Origin of the sequence: Actinoplanes sp. NPDC020271, from assembly GCF_044388125.1 — a bacterium.
Lineage (GTDB): Bacteria > Actinomycetota > Actinomycetes > Mycobacteriales > Micromonosporaceae > Actinoplanes.
Map to the genome: position 1 here is coordinate 261,755 of NZ_JBIRWQ010000006.1, position 15,795 is coordinate 277,549.

A 15,795-nucleotide genomic window follows, 5' to 3' on the forward strand; every position below is an offset into this window, starting at 1 on the left:
GCCGGCGGCCCCCGCCCGGCGGCAGGCTCTTCCCATGTCCATCAAGACGATCATTTTTCCCGTACGCGATCCGGCCGCGGCCGGCGCACTGTACCGGGCGGTGCTGGGCGTGGAGCCGTACGTGGACGAGCCGTACTACGTCGGCTTCCGCGTCGGGGACCAGGAGATCGGCCTGGACCCGAACGGTCACCACCACGGCATGACCGGCCCGGTCGGCTACTGCCACGTCGACGACGTGCGCGCGATTCTGCACACCGCCGTCGCGGCGGGCTGGCACACCCGGCAGGACGCCAAGGACGTCGGCGCCGGCCGGCTGGCCGCCGTCGTCGAGGACCTCAACGGCAACGTCCTCGGCCTCCTGCAGCGCTGATCCCACCTTTCGAGAGGAACACCGTCATGACCAGCATCGAGCACCTCACCCTCGAAGTCGCCGACCCGGCCACCGCCGAGGCGTTCTACACCGACGTCCTCGGGCTGGGCGCCCGGGTCCGGGTCCGGGCCTCGCAGGCGCCGACGACCGGCTTCCGCGGCTTCACCCTGTCGCTGATCGCCGCCCAGCCGGCGAACGTCGACGCGTTGATCGACGCGGCCGTCGCCGCCGGCGCCACCACGCTGAAGCCGGCTGAGAAGTCCCTGTTCGGCTACGGCGGCGTGGTCCAGGCGCCGGACGGCACGATCGTGACCGTCGCGTCGTCGTCCAAGAAGGACACCGCCCCGGCCGCCCCGGAATTCGACGACGTGGTCCTCCAACTGGGCGTGGCCGACGTGGCCGCCGCCAAGCGCTATTACGTGGCGAACGGCTTCGTCGTGGGCCGCAGCTTCGGGAGCAGGTACGTCGAGTTCACCGCGCCCGCCCGTACCGTGAAATTGTCGCTCTTGAAGCGAAAAGCCCTGGCCAAGGCGGCCGGAGTGGCCGTCGACGGCACGGGATCGCACCGGGTGGTGATCGGCGGGGGAGGGCCGGGCACCGACCCGGACGGCTTCACCCGGGAGGCCGCGTCCGCCTGAGCCGCCGCGGTCGGCCGGTCAGTCCGACCAGGTGCCCAGTGCGGCGATGACGGCGTCGACCAGGCCGGGGCCGGCGGCGGCGTGCTCGATGGTGCTGCGGTAGTACAGCGGGCCGATGGCCAGGGCGGCGGCATCGCGGCTCGCGGCCGTCAGGGTGACCTCGCCGCACCGGACGGCACGTGGTGGCGATCGGTCTTGATCGCGGGTGCGAGGTGGTGGCCCTCGTCCGCCGGCGGCGTCGAGATGCACGTCGCGCTCGACTACCTCGCCGCTTACGGCCTGATGACGCGGCTCGCGGACCCACTGCGGCGTGGCCGGGCGCGGCGCCGCACACCGTGTTCCCGCTGACCTTCGACGACCTGCTGAACGTCACCGGCGGCCGGTCGCTGCGGGTCGCCGCCGACTGACCGCGCCGCCTGCCGGTCACGGCGACTCCCGATACGAGGGCCGGCCGTCGCACGCCCGGCGGCCACCACGGCGGCGCCCCCCCGGCGGCCGGGGCCCGGCCACGGCCCGTCCGGTGCCGTTTTCCCTCTCAGATGTGCCGGTCGCGCTGGGCGACACCGAGCGGGCCGTACGGGTACTCGCCGACCACCGGGGTGCTGGCCTCGGTGAGCAGCGCGGTCTCCTTCTCCGACAGGTGCAGTCCGGCGGCGCCGAGGTTGTCGTCGAGCTGCTCCAGCGTGCGGGCGCCGAGGATCACCGAGGTCACGGCGGGGCGGTCGGCGAGCCAGGCGAGCGCCACCTGCGACATCGACGCGCCGCGGTCGGTGGCGACGCTGCGGACCGCGTCAAGGATGTTCCAGGTACGGGTGTCGGAGTTGCGCGGCCCGTACGCTTCCATGCCCCGGCCCGGGTCCTCGCCCAGCCGCGTGGCGCCGGTCGGCCGGCTGTCGCGCTGGTACTTACCGGTGAGCCAGCCGCCGCCCAGCGGTGACCAGGGCAGGATGCCGATGTTCTCGTTGCGGCACACGTCGACCAGCTCGAACTCGATCTCCCGGACCAGCAGGTTGTACTGCGGCTGGAGCGTGACGATCGGGGCCAGCCCCCGGAACCGGGTGATCAGGGCCGCCTTCTGCAGCTGCCAGCCGAGGAAGTTGCTGACCCCCACGTAGCGGATCTTGCCGGCCCGGACGGCGTCGTCGAAGAACGCGAGCGTCTCCTCGAGCGGGGTCAGCGGGTCCCAGGCGTGTGCCTGGTAGAGGTCGATGGTGTCGACGCCGAGGCGGCGCAGGCTGGCGTCGAGCGCCCGGGACAGGTTCACCCGGGTCAGCCCGGCCGAGTTCGGGTCGTCGCCCATCGGGAAGCGCCCCTTGGTGGCGATGACGAGCTGATCGCGTACGCCGGATCGGGCCGCCAGCCAGCGTCCGATGACCTCCTCGGAGATCCCCCGCGAGTAGACGTCGGCGGTGTCGACGAAGTTGCCACCGGCCTCGACGAATCGATCGAGCTGGGCGTGCGACACCTCCTCGCTGCTCTCGTTGCCGAACGTCATGGTCCCCAGGCACAGCGTCGAGACGATCGTGCCGGTGCCGCCCAGCGTGCGGTACTCCATCAGTCAGCCCCTCTCTCCGAGAAGGTCTCAGTATTCCTCCGGCCGGGCGGTTCAACCGTCCGGCGCGTGCGCAGGATCGGACCGTGGCTGCGGGAACGGCCGGAACGCCCCGTTTTGCCGCGACCTGTATCGTGGCGTCCGGCCGGGCAGTGATCACGATGAATCAGAGGTGCTGATGGACGCCGCTGTGCTGGCAGTGCAGCAATGGGTCAACGCCACGTATGCCGGGGTCTCCGGATATGTCGCGATCACCGAGGACGGCAGCGCCGGACGTCAGACGATGGCCGCGCTGACCCGGGGGCTGCAGCACGAGCTGGGGATCACGGCGCTCTCGGACAACTTCGGCCCGGCGACGCTGGCGGCGCTGACCGCGCACGGCCCGATCGGTCCCACCGAGACGAACCGCAACCTGGTCCGGATCGTCCAGGGTGGCCTGGTCTGCAAGGGCTATGCCACTTTCGGTCTCGACGGCGTCTACGGTACGGCCGTGGCCGCCGCTGTCGGGGCGCTGATGACCGACGCCGGGCTCGGTGCGCGGATCGACGGCACGGTCGTCCCGAAGGTCTGCAAGGCGCTGTTGTTCACCGACGGCTACCGGTTGGCGTCCGGTGCCTCCGCGCCACTGCGCGCCGCCCAGCAGTGGATGAACGACCGCTACCTGAACCGGTCGGCGTTCGTCGTGCTGGCCTGCGACGGCCGCCGTTCCCGCGAGTTCCTGACCGCGCTGATCTTCGCCGTGCAGTACGAGGGCGGCCTGACCGACGCGCAGGCCAACGGCAACTTCGGCCCGCTGACCCAGGCCGGGGTCAAGGCGAAGGGCCTGGTCAAGAAGGGTTCTTCCGGCCCGTGGGTACGGTTGTTCTCGGCCGCGCTCACGCACTACCCGGCGACGCCGATCTTCGCGGGCGACTTCGACGAGCCGCTGGCCGCCGCCGCCCGCGCGGTCCAGGAGTTCTGCGGGCTCACCGGGAACGGCGAGGGTGACTTCGCCACCTGGGCGTCGCTGCTGATCAGCACCGGTGACCCGGCCCGCCCGGGCACGGCCGCCGACACCGTCGACGAGGTGACCACGGCCCGCGCCCGGGCCCTGGTGGCGGCCGGGTACCGCACGATCGGCCGCTACCTGACCAACGTCGAGGGCAGCGACTTCGACAAGAAGATCAAGCCCGGTGAACCGGCCACCCTGGCGGCCAACGGACTGCGCCTGTTCCCGATCTTCCAGACGTACGCGGATTCGGCCTCTTATTTCGGCTGGGCACAGGGCTACGCGGACGCACTGAGCGCGCACGACGCGGCGGTCGGGCACGGCATCGACGCGGGGGCGGTCGTCTGGTTCGCCGTCGACTACGACGCGACCGACACCGAGGTGACGCAGCGGGTCGTCCCGTACTTCCTCGGGGTCGACGCCGGTTTGCGGCAGCGTGGCAGCCGGTACTCGCACGGCGTCTACGGCGCTCGGAACGTGTGCAGCCGGCTCGCGGCCGAGGCGTTCCCGCGGTGGAGCTTCGTCAGCGGGATCACCTCCGGCTGGACCGGAAACGTGGCGTATCCGCTGCCCACCAACTGGGCCTTCGACCAGATCTCGACGATCGACGTCGGCACTCTCGAGATCGACAAGTGCGTGCAGCGGACCGGCACCGACGCGGGGGAGGGCGCCTTCGGCTCCACCGCGACCGGCCTGGCCGCCTACCTCGACTGGATCGACCGGCTGCACGAGCTCGCGGTCGCCTACGACAACGGCGACCCGGGCGAGCGGGTCCTGGAATACCTGCGGGCCGGCCGCTACGACAACTGGCAGACCCGGAGACTGGCCGGCGGCACGGACGCGGCATTCGCCGGCTACGTCGACGCCACCGGGCTGGCGCGCGTGCGCACCTACCGCGACCCGGTCGCCGGGGTGGACGTGGACGTCAGTCGATGGGGTGCGGCGACCCTGGCCGAGCTGCGCGGACGTGGTGACGCCGGCGGCTGGGGCGGTGACCTGATCGCGTTCTACGGCGGGTGGCGGTTCACGGCTCCGGCCGTCGCGGCCCGCGACTACTGCGCGGCGTACCTGGCCACCAGCGCGAACCCGGCCGCGCTCGACCTCGCCGGGCTGGTCGCGGACGTGGACGCGTACCTGGCCGCGACGGCCCTGCGCGCGGGTGCCACGCTCGGCGCCCACCTGCGCGGCGCCGACCGCGGTGTCCGGTTCAGCCTGTTCTACCGCGGCCGGTTCGGCAGCGACCCGACGGCGGCCGCCACCGCCGCGCAGAGCCTGCTCACCGACACCGGCGACGACGTGGTGACGGCATACCGCACGCTGCTGCTGCGCGGGCTGGCCACGACCCCGGTGACCGTGGACGACCAGCTGCGGCAGTTCTGCCGCGGCTTCGCCGACCGGCTGGTCGCGCTGACCGAGAACGAGCAGATCCAGATCCGTCGAGGAAAGGTGTCCTGATGCGGCGACGTACCCTGCTGGCGTCGGCCGGAGCCGGAGCCGTGCTGACCGTTCCCGGGCTGCCCACCGCCCCGGCCGAGGCCGCGGTCGGACCCACCCTGCGGACGTACGCCGTGCAGGGCACCGACCTCACGGTGGCCCTGCTGCCCGGTCCGGCGGCGACGGTCCTGCTCTACGCGGCTCGCCGCTTCCACTACGAGATCGACGCCCTCCGGCCGGGCGATCTCGTCACCGACGCCTCCGGCACCGTCCTCGACGTCCGGCCGGGGTGGTACCCGGCGGGGGCACGGGACGGCTTCATGCCGTACCAGCAAATCGTGGTTCATGACATCGTCGCGCAGTGCGACGGGATGCTCGGCTGGGGCGGGGACGCGCGCACGCCGCGCGAGGGCCGCTTCGAGATCGCGGTGCCGCCGGCCGACCACCGCCTGCGGGCGCTGGCGAAGCGCCTGGACACCGAGGCCGCGTCGCCGAGCCGCCGGGTCGGGGCGGGCACCGCCCTGCCGTTCACGGCGGACCGGCTGCGCCGCGCGCAATCGGTCCGCCGCAGCATGGCCCGCTGACCCTTCGCTCAGCTCCTCACCAGCGTGGACGTGCCCGATTCCACGGTGTACGACGCGGTGGTGCCGACCGGGGCGTCGCGCACGGCGATCGTCTCGACCGGGCGGGACTGTGGTCGAGGCCGTGGAGCAGCCGGCGCTCCTGATCCTCACCGGTCGTGGGCGACCTGTCAGTCGACCTCGACGGCCCGGCGCGGCAGGCCGTGGTCGCTGATCAGGCGGGTCCACAGGACCACCCCGGCGGGCAGCGGGTCACCGCTGGTCACGCCGAGGGGGAAGAGGCCGGCCGGCGCGGCCGCGCCGGCGGCGCCACCCGGGAGAGCGACGGCACCTGCGGCGAGGGCGGCACCGGAGAGAAGTTGACGACGAGTAGCCATGCGGATCACCCGATCCCGCGACGGTGACGCCGGGTGACGCCGGAGCGGATGATGCCCTACCCATTGACGGCTTTGCCTGGCCGTAGGCTGTGTGCTGATGGCTACGCGAGGTGTTGAAGGTGCTTACCAAGGGGCGCTTCGGGCGTTTCAGAATCCGATGCTCGCCTTGCTCCACCAGATGCACGCGCCGTTCGTCGTGACGGTATTGGCGATGGTCTTCACCGCCGAGCGCCCGACCGTCGTGGTGGCGGACGCGCACGCGGAGATCAACGACGCCCTCGACCAGTTGCGGGCGGCCGGGTACGGCGACGAGGACAGTCAGCCGCTTCCCGCCGGCAACGCGCGTGATCTCTGCCGGCAGTGGGTGCAGGCGGGATGGCTGGTCCGGCAGGTGTCCGACGCCGACGCCGAGGTGTACCGGCTCTCGGCGTACGGCGTCGGTGCTCTCGAAGTCGCCGGGCGGGTCGGCGGCTCGCGCACCAGGGTGTCGGAGTCACGGGTCCGGACGTTGCTGGAGGCGATCGAGCGACTGTCGCAGGACGCCGATCCGGATCTGATGTCGCGGATGGTGCGCCTGCACGAGGAGATCCAGCGGCGGCAGAAGGAGCTGACGCGGCTCGAGAAGGGCGGGGCGGTCGAGACCGCCGACGACGAGCAACTGCTCGAGGCGGCCGAGAACGTGCTGCACCTGGCGCGGGAGCTGCCCGCCGACTTCGCGCGCGTGGCGGAGTCGATCAAGGCCATTCAGCGCGACGTCGTCGCGGAACTGCGCCAGGACGTACGGCCCACCGGGGAGGTGCTGCGTGAGTACCTGGCCCGTGGCCAGCGGATCCTGGACGCGACGCCGGAGGGTCGCGCGTTCGCGGGGGCGTTGCGGCTGATCGGCGACCCGGCGCAGATCGACACCTTGTGGGGTCAGCTGCGGATCGTGCTGCGGCACCGGTTCACCGAGTTGCTGCCGGAGCAGCAGCGGCGCGAGCTGACGGAGATCTCCCGGCGGATCGAGCAGGGGGTCAAGGAGGTGCTGGCGGCCCAGCGGCAGGCGTCGCACGTGATCACCACTCAGGTCCGCAACCACGATCCGATGCGGGACCGCCAGGTCGACGAACTGCTGCGGGACGTGATGTCGGGCCTGCACAAATGGGTTTCCGGCTCGCGCCGGGGCGAGGCCGTCGAGCCGTTGCGCCGCCTGCCGGTCGCCGACGTCGGTCACCTGCGTCAGCGGATGAGCGACCTGCGGCCCCCGCAGCCGCCCGCGCCGTTGCCGAACTGGGACGAGTCCGAGGATCCACCGGACGCGGACACGCGCGCCTGGGGCGGCCCCCGGTACGCCGACCTGCGTACCCACTGGGAAGTTTTTGCCGGTGAGGCGGCGAGTGTCGACGTGGTGGCGGCGTTCCGCGCCGCGGCCGAGGAACTCCGGCGGCCGGTCGACCTGCTCGGCCTGCTGGAACTCGCCGACGGCGCCGGGATGACGGAGACGGACGAGGTCGCGGTGGTCGAGACGGTGCGCCCGGACCGGACCCGGCGACGGTTCGCTCTCGGCGGTGTGGTGGCGGCGAACCCTGCCGGTGCGGACGGGAGTGGTGACGGTGAGTGAACCGGACGGTGCCGGCAGCTGGGCGGCGGGTGTGACGGCGGGGTTCATCGACCCGCTGTCCATGGAGGAGGACCCGGCCGAGCTGTTCGCCGGCGACGCGGGCACCCTCGACATGGACGTACGCCGGGTGCTGGTCCAACTGCTGCGGCGTAAGTTCCTGGTCGCCGAGAAGAACCCGGCGCAGTGGCGCACGCTGCTGGAGAACCAGCAGATCATCGAGTCGCGGATGCACGACCTGTTCGTCCGTCTCGTGGTCGACCAGGACCGCGGCGTCGCCTACAAGCAGCAGGTGCGGTCGATGGAGCTGGACGTGCCGATCCTGCTCAAGGACGACCCCTACAACCGGGCCGAGACGCTGGTCCTGGTGCACCTGCGGACCGTCTTCCAGCGCGAACGCGGCACCGGGGAGACGTCGGCGCGGGTCGACATCGAGGAGCTGGAGCAGACCGTGCTGACCTACTTCGACCCGCACGACCTCAACCTGGCCCGGCGCCAGCAGGAGGTCCGCAACGCGGTGCAACGCCTGGTCACCGAGGGTCTGCTCGCGGAGGAGTCCGCGGGCCGGTACCGGATCACCCCGATGGTGGAGGTCGTCCTGAGCACGGAGAAACTCGCCGAGCTGAACCAGTGGCTGCGCGAACAGAACGAGGCCACGGCGTGAGCATGATCGATACCCTGTTCGGGCTGATCCCGGCGGCGTCGCGGGGCCAGCAGTGGGTGGCGCGGGACCTGCAACTGGTCAACTGGGGCGGCTACGACGGGTACCACCACCTGCGGCTCGCTCCCGGCGCGACGCTGCTGAGCGGCGGTTCCGGGTCGGGTAAATCGACGCTGATGGACTCGTACATCGCGCTGCTCATGCCGCACACGACGCCGTTCAACGGTGCGTCCAACGGCGGCGTGGTCGGCCGGCCCAGGGGCAAGGATCAGAGAAACATTCTTTCGTACGCCCGGGGCAAGCTCGACGAGTCACGCACCGACGGCGAGACGAAGGTGCGGGTGCTGCGGGGCGACGGCCGTGACACCTGGTCCGCCATCGCGATGACCTGGGTCGACCACACCGGTGCCGAGTTCACCGCGCTGCGCGCCTGGTACGTCCCGTCGTCCGCCCGCATCCTCGACGACGTCGTGACCGTGCGGGCCACCTGTGACCGCGCCTACGACCTGCGGGCGCTGGAAGGTCCCGCGGCCCGCAAACTCGCTCGTCCCGAGGTCCTGGCGACCGGCCTGAGCTGGAGTGACACCGATCGGGACTTCACCGCGCGGCTGCACACCACGCTCGGCATCGGCGCCGCCGGCGACGGGAACAAGGCGGTCGCCCTGCTCGGACGGATCCAGGCCGGCCAGCAGATCACCACGGTCGACGCCCTCTACAAGACGATGGTCCTGGAGGAGCCGTCCACCCTGGCCACCGCCGACGCCGTGGTGCAGCAGTTCGACGAGCTGTCCGGCACCCGGACCCGCATGATCACCGCCCGCCAGCAGGTGAAGGCGCTGACCCCGATCCGCGAACACCGGCGCATCATCGACGACGCGGCGGACCGGCTGCGGGCGATCGACGAGATCGGGTCCTTCACCGACGCGGCGTCCCCGGCCGCGTTGTGGCGGCACCAGCGGCGCCTCGACCTGCTGCGCGCGGCCGAGAACGATCTGGATCAGCGGCACCGCCGGGCCCAGGACGAACTGGCCGAGACGAACTCACTGGTCACCGCGGCCGAATCGCAGCGCGACGGGGTGTCCGACACGATCCGCGCCTCCGGTGGCGACCGCATGGACACCGCGCAGCGCGAGATCCGGGTCGTCGAGCTGCGGCTGGGCGACGTCGAACGCGCCCGGGAACGACTGGACCGGGGGCTGGGCACGATCGGTGCCACGGTCGCGACGGCTGAGGACTTCGCCGGGCTGATCGAGACGGCGCGCCGGTCCCTGGCGGACGCGGACGCCCGGAAGAACGCTCAGAACGCGTACGCCGAAGCGGTTCTGCAGGAAAAGGAAGCCAAGCGCGAGCTCAACGGGCTGCGTGCCGAGCGCGACGCGGTCAAAACACGCCGCGGCAACATCTCCACGGAGCTGCACGCGGCTCGCGCGGCGCTGGCCGAGGCCGCCGGGCTCACCCCCGACGACCTGCCGTTCGTCGGCGAGCTGATCGAGGTCCGCACCGAGTTCGAGCCGTGGCGCGACGCGTTCAACCTGGCCCTCGGCGGATTCGCCACCCGGATGCTGATCGACATCGGGCGCTTGAACGCGTTCCGCGAGGCGATCAACGCGGTCCCGACCGCACGACGGATCCCGTTCGAGGGCGTACGCACCGGGCAGCGCGACGAGGTCGGCCTCGACAGCAACACCCTTCCCGGGCGGCTCGACTACCGGCCGTCGCCGTTCACCGCCTGGCTCAAGAGCGAACTCGCCCGCCGGTTCGCCTACGTCTGCGTCGACACGCCCCGGCTGCTGCCGCAGTACAGCAAGGCCCTCACGATCACCGGCCAGACGTCGGACGGCAGCCGCGGCGCGCACGGCGGGCAGGGCCGGCCCAACGTGCTCGGCTTCACCAACAGCCGGACGCTCGCCGACCTCGAGACCCGGATCGACCTCGCCCGCAAGCAGCTCGACGACGCGGCCGCCGGGGTGGTGCGAGCGGAGGAGGACCTCAACTCGCTCGAAGCGCGCCGGGCGGCGTACCAGTCGTTGACCGAACTGTCCTGGGAGCAGGTGGACGTCGACGCGGTGCGCGCGGAACTGAATCGGTGGAACGGTGTCATCGACGAGATCCGCGCCGGCAACCCGGAGATCGACCAGTTGCAGCACCAACTGGACACCCTGAAACAGCAGGTCAGAGAGCTGACCGAGCGGGTCGGCCGGCAGAAGGACGCCGTGGAAGCCCTCGGGAGGTCGTGGGCGTCGATCGTCGACGAGGTGGATCGCGCCCAGACCGCGGTGGACAAGGCCGCCGACTCCGGCGTCGAGGTCGGCGAGGAACACCGGCACTACCTGGAGACGCTCTTCGACGGCGACACGGACGGGCTCGACCAGTTCGACGCGGCGGCCAAACACGCCACCGAGCGGCTCCGCGCCGATCGGCAGAACGCGACCGAGTCGATCGGCCGGTCGAGGAAAGCGCTGCACGACACGTTCTCGACGTTCCTCGAACGCTGGCCGAACCCGAACCTCGGCATCGACCCGGACGCCTCCTACCGCGACTTCGACCACCTGCTCACCGACCTGGAGACGAGCGGCCTGCACGAGCTGGAGACGGAATGGCGGGACAGTCTGCTCAACCTGTCCGGCAACGACCTGACCGGTCTGGACAGCGAACTCGCCGCCGCCGTACGGGAGATCCGCGACCGGATCGACCCGGTCAACCGCATCCTCGCCGACCTGCCGTTCGCCGACGACAACCATCGGCTGCGCATCGACCCGCAGGAGAGCCACTCCACGGCGCGGGCCCGGTTCCGCAAGGAGTTGCGCGACGTACGCGCCGTCATCGACAAGGCGGCGACCGAGGACGACCGGGAACGCGCCTACCACCGGATGGCCAAGGTGATCGACCGGATCCGCCGGTCCGCGCCGGACTTCGCCGACCTCGTCGACGTACGCAACCACGTCCGGATCAGCGCCGAGAAGATCGACCTCGACGGCCGGCACGTCGCCGTCTACGACCACATCGGCGAGAAGTCCGGCGGCGAGTCGCAGGAACTCGTCGCGTTCATCGTCGGCGCCGCGCTGCGCTACCAGCTCGGCGACGCCGGCGCGGCCCGCCCCCGCTACGCCCCGGTCTTCCTCGACGAGGCGTTGATCAAGGCGGACGCGCACTTCACCGGCCGTGCCATCGGCGCGTGGCGCGGACTGGGCTTCCAGCTGATCATCGGCGCACCCAACGACAAGCACAGTGCGATCGAGCCGCACGTCGACGCGGAGTACGTGATCCTCAAGAACACCCACGGCCGGTCCCGGGCGAAGCTGCTGGTCGGCGTGGAATGACCACCGACCTCCCGGTCACGCTCACCGCAGACCTGGACGGGGCCGCCGTACGCCGCTGACGTCGCGGGTGGCGCATGCGGAGAGCTGGAGGTGCGACCTGAGTCGTACGCCCCGGTTCATCATCGCGGCGGACGCCGGGAACCCCGCCGAGCCTTAGCGTTGCCGCTGTCCCTGGTTCCTCGGCCACCGGAGTTGTCCATGTCGTCGCACCCCTCGAACACGCCGGCCGGCATCCTGTCGCACGTGCCCGCCCGCGGCCGGAGTCTGCTGGTGGACCTGCTGGTCTCGGGTTCGGTGGCCGCCCTGTCCACGTGGTGGTGGCATCAGTTCCGCATCGGCGGCCTGATCTTCGGGGGGCTCACCGGGTCGGTGCTGTTGTGGCGGCGATCGCACCCGATCGCCGTCGCCGGCGCAGTGGCGACGTTGACCGCGCTCACCGCGACCATCGAGGTGAACGGGTCGAAACTGCACGACGGCGTGCAGCTGATCACGATCGCCGTCGCGATGTACTCGGTCATCGTGCACGCGGTGACACTGCGGCGGGCCGTGGTGGGCGGGTTGGCGACGTGGCTTTTCGCGTCCCTGCTGCTGCCCGTGCAGTCCGGGCCGCCGTTTCCCCTGGTCGAGCTCGCGCACAACTTCGGGCTGATCTTCGGCTACGGGGCGGTGATGTGGGCGGTTGCCCTCAGCGTGCGGTATGTCCGCCAGATGCGGATGAACGCGTCCGAGCGACGGGCCGGCGCCGAGCGGGAACGCCGGCACATGGCCCGTCTCACGGTCGCCGAGGAACGGGCCCGCATCGCCCGGGAACTGCACGACATCGTCGCCCACTCGCTGACGGTGATCATCCTGCAGGCCAACGGCGCGGCGTACGCCTTCGACCGTGATCGGGAACGCGCCCGCGAGGCGTTGCGGACCATCGGCACCACCGGCAGCGACGCCCTGGAGGAGATCCGGCAGCTCGTCGAGTTGCTCCGGGCCGACAGCGACGACCCGTCCGACCGCGTGCCGGTCACGCTGGACCAGCTCGAGACCGTGGTGCAGCGCGCCCGCGACGCCGGTCTGACCGTCGAGTCGGTCGTGCACGGCACGCCGCCCGAGGTGCCCGGCGGGGTGGCGCTCGCCGTCTGCCGGATCGTGCAGGAATCGCTGACGAACACGGTGAAGCACGCCGGCCCGGACCCGTCGGCCACCGTGACGGTCGACTACCGGCACGACGCCATCGACATCGAGGTGACCGACTCAGGCCCCGGCGGTGCGCCCACACCCGCGGGCGGGCACGGTCTGGTCGGCATGCGCGAGCGGGTCGCCCTCTACGGCGGAACCTTCGAAGCCGGGCCGGGGCCGGACGGCGGCTGGCGCGTGCATGCCGGCTTGCCGATCGGCGCGGCGGCTCGTGAGATTGCTGCATGATCAGGATCGTTCTCGTCGACGACCAGCATCTGGTCCGGGCCGGCTTCCGGATGGTCCTGGACTTCCAGGACGACATGACGGTGGTCGGCGAGGCCGGCGACGGCGCCGAGGCGCTGCGTCTGCTGCGCACCACCCCGGCCGACGTCGTCGTGATGGACCTACGGATGCCGGTGCTCGACGGGGTCACGGCGACCAGGCGCATCTGCGCCGCCGGCCGGCCGGATCCTGAGCAAACTCGGCCTGTGTGACCGCGTACAGGCGGTGGTCTTCGCCTACGAGTCCGGGCTGGTGCGGCCCGGCGGCTGGTGCGCTGACCACGACCATCTACCGGGCCGGTGAGTCGTCAGGATCGCTACCTGAGGCGGCGCCGGGGACGGGTGATGGTGCGGAGGACCTCGTCGCGGTCCTTGGCCGATATCACGCTCCGTGGAAGTCCCCACCTGCCTCGGTTTCTCGCCCGATCGACGCGCGGACGCATCGCTGCTCGAATGCGACAGCTGCGATGCACGCCTGGTTGTGCGCCTCGGATTCCGGAGCCCGTCAGGCAGCTTCTGGCCGTCCTGTACCGCCTGATGGCAAAAGGTGTTTGCCGTACTGCACGACATCGGCGACTCGCGTCCCCGGGCCCCAAAATTTCGGCCGTAGAAATCACGACTCGAAAGGTGGGACCCGAACCTGCGGCGAGGTGGGCTCGGCACTCGCGCGTGAAGCCACCTGCCCCGCTGTCGTGGTGAGCACTTGGCGATCAGATCGCTGGCGTCTCCTCCGCGCTGGTACCAGCATTTCGGGAGTCGGAGGTGCGAGATGATCTGGCCTCGCAGTATCGGGCGAGTTTCGGGCCACCTGGTAAACACGATGACGGGCCGGGCGCGCTCGGGAACGATGGCCGACGTGAATGGACACGAGTCAGAGGTCAGGTTCCGTGATCCGCCGGTCTGGCTACAGACACTGGCGATCGACGACATCGACGTGGTGTGCCCGCACTGCGGATGCCGTGCCGTGGTCAGCGCCGAACCCGTCGAGGGCGCTGTCGCGATGCACTGGCCGCGACGGTTTGTCTGCACGGGTTGTGTCTCCGCTTCGGAGTGGCAGCCGAAGGGCGGAAGTTCCTGCTGGGGCGGGCCGGTCGATCCGTACTTCCGCCTTCCGTTGTGGCTACAGGAACGATGCTGCGGCGGACAGACGCTCTGGGCGTTCAACGAGGCGCATCTTGCCCTGCTGGCCGACTACGTCAGGGCAAAGCTCCGGGAACGTAACCCGCAACGGCCCGGCCTGACAATGGTGGCCCGGTTGCCGCCGTGGTTGAAATCGGCCAAGAACCGCGACGAGATCCTCCGCGCGATCACCCGTCTCCGACGCCGCCTCAGGTAGCGATCCTGACGACTCACCGACCCGGTAGACGGTCGTGGTCAGCGCGCTGGGTTCTGTGTCGAGGCGGGCCCTGGGGCGGTGAAGTACTTGAATTTTTCGATCGTGAGATTCAGCCGGGCTGACGGCGTCGGGGGACTGGAATTCGATCTTCATCGAGCTCGCGCACGTGACCGCGTCGTTCCACCGGCCGTCTTCCTCGGCGCGGGCACCGATCCGGTGGCCCCACCGCTGAACGGCGGGCCACCGGATCACTCCCGGTGGGTCAGATCTTGGCGCCGACGGCGGAGCCGTTTGCCGGCACGAGGTAGTTCGAGGCCGGGACGGAGCCGTCCGCGGCGCGCGCGCCGGTGATCGTCGACGAATCGGTGCTCAGCAGGGTCCAGGTGCCGCCGATGTTCCACGAGTTGCCGGAGGCGGTGGAGGAGCCGAGCGCGACCGCGGTGGCGTTGCCGACCGCCAGGTTCGCGGTCAGTTTCGCGGTCGAGCCGCCGTCGAAGTCGAAGCCGGTCTTGACGTTTTTGTACGCGGTCGAGCGGTTCACCGTGATCGCACCGGTGTTGCCGTTGTCGGTGAAGCCGTGCGCCGCGTTGCTGAACGCCATGCTGTTGGTGACGGCGTGGGCTGCCGCCGGGCCGGTGCCGCCGCTGCCGCCGAGCTTGAACCCGTTGCCGTCACCGGAGAAGTTCGGGATGCTCCACCGGTTGTACCCGTTGCCGTACGCGATCGAGTTCTGGATTCTGATCGGGGATGTGAAGCTCCAGGCGTCGAAACCGTCGTCGATGTTGTTCCACAGGCGTGCGCCCTGCACCAGGTTGCCGGTGCCGCTGCCCTCTTTGACGCCCAGGCCGTCGGCGCTCTCGCCGTTCTTGCGCGGGTCGCGGTTGTTGTAGCTGTCCAGGTTCAGGATCGTGTTGTTCGCCGAGGTGCCCTGCAGCTGGAAGCCGGTCTCGTAGTTGTCGTGGGTGATCAGCCGGTCGAACGTGTTGCCGTTGCAGCCGTCGCAGTACACCCCGTACGGCCCGTGGGCGATCTCCAGTCCGACCAGTTTCCAGTACGACGCCTGCATGTGGATCGCGCCGCGCTGGGCGCTGGGGATCGTGGAGCCGACCGCGCCGGGGGTGTAGCCGAGCGCCTCCCCGTCGATGATCACCTTCTCGGTGCCGTACCGGGTGAGGGTGATCGGGGTGGTGGCGGTGCCGTTCTTGGTGATCTGCAGGTTGGCGGTCAGGGCGTACGTGCCGCCGCGTACCGCGATCGTGCCGCCGGCGGTGACCGTGTCGATCGCCTTCTGAATGGTGGCGAACGGCGCTGCGAGCGTGCCGGCGTTGCTGTCGCTGCCGGTGGTTGCCACGTAGTACGTGGTGGTGGTCGCGGCGTCGGACGTGCCGATCGCGGCGATGCTGGCGCCCACCATGGTGACCATGAATGCCGCGGTGATCGTCGCCCGCCGCAGCAGCCTGCGTCCGGAAACTGCCGTCATCCGAGACTCTCCT

General features: G+C 70.8%; 13 protein-coding genes and 1 pseudogene. 10 read left to right on the forward strand and 4 right to left on the reverse strand.

Annotated features, from left to right (window positions below):
• The first annotated feature begins 34 nt into the window (after positions 1–34).
• The gene (locus ACH442_RS16300; RefSeq protein ID WP_396338818.1) at positions 35–370 is read left to right on the forward strand and encodes a VOC family protein; all 336 of its coding nucleotides are present in this window, start codon (positions 35–37) and stop codon (positions 368–370) included.
• A gap of 26 nt (positions 371–396) precedes the next feature.
• Positions 397–1,008 carry a glyoxalase gene (locus ACH442_RS16305; protein ID WP_396338819.1) on the forward strand — a complete coding sequence of 204 codons (612 nt, stop codon included), beginning with the start codon at positions 397–399 and terminating at the stop codon, positions 1,006–1,008.
• Between the two features lie 18 nt (positions 1,009–1,026).
• On the opposite strand, the gene ACH442_RS16310 is transcribed toward ACH442_RS16305, so the two are convergent.
• Together ACH442_RS16310 and ACH442_RS16315 are read right to left on the reverse strand one after the other, a co-directional pair.
• Positions 1,027–1,257, reverse strand: coding sequence for a hypothetical protein (locus ACH442_RS16310; protein ID WP_396338820.1), 231 nt, complete (start codon positions 1,255–1,257; stop codon positions 1,027–1,029).
• A gap of 286 nt (positions 1,258–1,543) precedes the next feature.
• Entirely contained in the window at positions 1,544–2,563 is a 1,020-nt protein-coding gene (locus tag ACH442_RS16315; RefSeq protein ID WP_396338821.1) for an aldo/keto reductase, read from the reverse strand.
• Positions 2,564–2,738: 175 nt separating this feature from the next.
• Between ACH442_RS16315 and ACH442_RS16320 the strand changes: the two genes are divergently transcribed.
• Positions 2,739–5,003, forward strand: a complete 2,265-nt coding sequence (locus tag ACH442_RS16320) for a glycoside hydrolase domain-containing protein (protein WP_396338822.1) — start codon at positions 2,739–2,741, stop codon at positions 5,001–5,003.
• Positions 5,003–5,566, forward strand: coding sequence for a hypothetical protein (locus ACH442_RS16325; RefSeq protein WP_396338823.1), 564 nt, complete (start codon positions 5,003–5,005; stop codon positions 5,564–5,566). Before ACH442_RS16320 ends, ACH442_RS16325 begins: the two co-directional genes overlap by 1 nt.
• A gap of 167 nt (positions 5,567–5,733) precedes the next feature.
• Here the strand turns inward: ACH442_RS16325 and ACH442_RS16330 are convergent, their stop codons facing one another.
• The gene (locus ACH442_RS16330; RefSeq protein WP_396338824.1) at positions 5,734–5,940 is read right to left on the reverse strand and encodes a hypothetical protein; all 207 of its coding nucleotides are present in this window, start codon (positions 5,938–5,940) and stop codon (positions 5,734–5,736) included.
• Between the two features lie 97 nt (positions 5,941–6,037).
• Here ACH442_RS16330 and ACH442_RS16335 point away from each other — a divergent pair, with 97 nt between their 5' ends.
• The 6 genes and pseudogenes from ACH442_RS16335 (at position 6,038) to ACH442_RS16360 (ending at position 14,302) form a co-directional block, all read left to right on the forward strand.
• Positions 6,038–7,540 (forward strand): DUF3375 domain-containing protein, encoded by a 1,503-nt coding sequence (locus ACH442_RS16335; protein WP_396338825.1) that lies wholly within the window; start codon positions 6,038–6,040, stop codon positions 7,538–7,540.
• Entirely contained in the window at positions 7,533–8,201 is a 669-nt protein-coding gene (locus tag ACH442_RS16340) for a DUF4194 domain-containing protein (RefSeq protein ID WP_396338826.1), read from the forward strand. Before ACH442_RS16335 ends, ACH442_RS16340 begins: the two co-directional genes overlap by 8 nt.
• Positions 8,202–8,203: 2 nt before the next feature.
• Positions 8,204–11,518, forward strand: coding sequence for an ATP-binding protein (locus ACH442_RS16345; RefSeq protein ID WP_396339013.1), 3,315 nt, complete (start codon positions 8,204–8,206; stop codon positions 11,516–11,518).
• 198 nt (positions 11,519–11,716) lie between these two features.
• Positions 11,717–12,931 carry a sensor histidine kinase gene (locus ACH442_RS16350; protein WP_396338827.1) on the forward strand — a complete coding sequence of 405 codons (1,215 nt, stop codon included), beginning with the start codon at positions 11,717–11,719 and terminating at the stop codon, positions 12,929–12,931.
• A pseudogene (locus ACH442_RS16355) lies at positions 12,928–13,152 on the forward strand (response regulator transcription factor); the annotation flags it as partial. The gene ACH442_RS16350 and the pseudogene ACH442_RS16355, both read left to right, overlap by 4 nt.
• A 583-nt stretch (positions 13,153–13,735) precedes the next feature.
• Positions 13,736–14,302 (forward strand): hypothetical protein, encoded by a 567-nt coding sequence (locus ACH442_RS16360; protein ID WP_396338828.1) that lies wholly within the window; start codon positions 13,736–13,738, stop codon positions 14,300–14,302.
• 262 nt (positions 14,303–14,564) lie between these two features.
• Here ACH442_RS16360 and ACH442_RS16365 read toward each other — a convergent pair whose 3' ends face one another.
• Positions 14,565–15,782: a right-handed parallel beta-helix repeat-containing protein gene (locus tag ACH442_RS16365; protein WP_396338829.1), complete on the reverse strand. Its 1,218-nt coding sequence runs from the start codon at positions 15,780–15,782 to the stop codon at positions 14,565–14,567.
• Positions 15,783–15,795: the final 13 nt, after the last annotated feature.

Excerpts from the sequence above, each read along its gene's own strand:
- ACH442_RS16300 (WP_396338818.1), top strand. The coding sequence starts at position 35 with ATGTCCATCAAGACGATCATTTTTCCCGTACGCGATCCGGCCGCGGCC.
- ACH442_RS16305 (WP_396338819.1), top strand. The coding sequence starts at position 397 with ATGACCAGCATCGAGCACCTCACCCTCGAAGTCGCCGACCCGGCCACC.
- ACH442_RS16315 (WP_396338821.1), bottom strand. The coding sequence starts at position 2,563 with ATGGAGTACCGCACGCTGGGCGGCACCGGCACGATCGTCTCGACGCTG.
- ACH442_RS16320 (WP_396338822.1), top strand. The coding sequence starts at position 2,739 with ATGGACGCCGCTGTGCTGGCAGTGCAGCAATGGGTCAACGCCACGTAT.
- ACH442_RS16325 (WP_396338823.1), top strand. The coding sequence starts at position 5,003 with ATGCGGCGACGTACCCTGCTGGCGTCGGCCGGAGCCGGAGCCGTGCTG.
- ACH442_RS16330 (WP_396338824.1), bottom strand. The coding sequence starts at position 5,940 with ATGGCTACTCGTCGTCAACTTCTCTCCGGTGCCGCCCTCGCCGCAGGT.
- ACH442_RS16335 (WP_396338825.1), top strand. The coding sequence starts at position 6,038 with ATGGCTACGCGAGGTGTTGAAGGTGCTTACCAAGGGGCGCTTCGGGCG.
- ACH442_RS16345 (WP_396339013.1), top strand. The coding sequence starts at position 8,204 with ATGATCGATACCCTGTTCGGGCTGATCCCGGCGGCGTCGCGGGGCCAG.
- ACH442_RS16350 (WP_396338827.1), top strand. The coding sequence starts at position 11,717 with ATGTCGTCGCACCCCTCGAACACGCCGGCCGGCATCCTGTCGCACGTG.
- ACH442_RS16360 (WP_396338828.1), top strand. The coding sequence starts at position 13,736 with ATGATCTGGCCTCGCAGTATCGGGCGAGTTTCGGGCCACCTGGTAAAC.
- ACH442_RS16365 (WP_396338829.1), bottom strand. The coding sequence starts at position 15,782 with ATGACGGCAGTTTCCGGACGCAGGCTGCTGCGGCGGGCGACGATCACC.